The organism is Citrobacter sp. VF227, from assembly GCF_052950715.1.
In genome coordinates this window covers 1-804 of sequence record NZ_JBRFVF010000078.1, presented here as the reverse complement: position 1 = coordinate 804, position 804 = coordinate 1, and the positions used below count along the sequence as shown (strand labels likewise).

Here is an 804-nt window from a genome sequence, read left to right as displayed (position 1 = left end):
CCCGGGCGGATGAGACGCAGGTCAACAGCGGCGGCAGGCTGCAGGTGAATGCCGGCGGCGTCGCCGGTCAGGTCACCCTGGCACAGGGCGGGGCCCTGGTGACCAGCACGGCAGCGACCGTGTCCGGGACCAACCGGCTGGGGAATTTCAGCGTGGATGCGACCCGCGGAACCGCCACCGGCGTGGTGCTGGAAAATGGTGGCCGGCTGGAGGTGCTGACCGGGGACAGGGCGGACACCACCACCGTGGACCGCGAGGGGACGCTGAAGGTGAACACGGGCGGCACGGCGACAGACGTGACGATGAATGCCGGCGGCGCCCTGATTGCCGACAGCGGGGCCACGGTCAGCGGGACGAATGCACAGGGGGCATTCAGCATTGATGCGGCTTCCGGCAGAGCCAGCGGACTCCTGCTTGAAAACGGGGGCCGCTTCCGTGTGGCTTCCGGGGCGGTGGCAGACAACACCACAGTGAGCAGTGGTGGCAACCTGAGCGCGGGCGACGGTGCGGTCCTGAGCGGCACCACCCGTCTGACGGACAGTGCCACCCTGACGATTGCCGGGAATGTGGTCAGCCAGGGCACCCTTGAAAACGCCGGCACCATCACCTTCGGGCCGGAGCCCGGCGATATGGTCAGAACCCGGCTGGCGGCCACATCCGCTGACAGCACCTTCACGCCCCGCACACTCACCACGACCCGTCTTGTCGGTCAGGGCGGTACCATTAACATGAGGATTAACCTGTCTGACCCGGAGTTTCAGCGGGATATGCTGGTCATTGACGGCGGGCAGGCCACCGGGAAAA

At 67.2% G+C, this 804-nt stretch carries 1 protein-coding gene and 1 pseudogene; both read left to right on the top strand.

The window, feature by feature from the left end; genetic code table 11:
• Positions 1-44 precede the first annotated feature (44 nt).
• A pseudogene (locus ACU8YC_RS25130) lies at positions 45-257 on the top strand (AIDA repeat-containing protein); the annotation flags it as partial.
• 12 nt (positions 258-269) lie between these two features.
• A partial coding sequence (locus ACU8YC_RS25125; RefSeq protein ID WP_446895977.1) for an AIDA repeat-containing protein occupies positions 270-804 on the top strand: 535 nt, incomplete at its 3' end.